Genomic DNA, 255 nt, shown 5'->3' with positions numbered 1-255 from the left:
TCTTCAATACCATCAACGCGCATCTGGCCGAGAAAGGTCTGTTGCTGCGTGAAGGCACGATAGTCGATGCCACCCTGATCGCCGCGCCACCCTCGACCAAGAACCGGGAAGGGAAACGGGATGAAGAAATGCACCAGGCGAAGAAAGGCAGTCAATGGCATTTCGGGATGAAGGCGCACATCGGCGTCGATGCCAAGTCCGGATTGGTGCATACGGTCATTGGCACCGCCGCCAACGTGAGCGACATCACTCAGG

At 57.6% G+C, this 255-nt stretch carries 1 protein-coding gene; it reads left to right on the top strand.

The window, feature by feature from the left end; genetic code table 11:
- Positions 1 to 255 (top strand): transposase (locus ACLIIZ_RS21185; RefSeq protein WP_416695706.1); only part of this gene is annotated, 255 nt, incomplete at both ends.

The sequence above is a fragment of the Azonexus caeni genome, from assembly GCF_048146105.1.
GTDB lineage: Bacteria > Pseudomonadota > Gammaproteobacteria > Burkholderiales > Rhodocyclaceae > Azonexus > Azonexus aromaticus_B.
The sequence above is the reverse complement of the archived record's forward strand: the minus strand, read 5'-3'. Positions and strand labels throughout refer to the sequence as shown.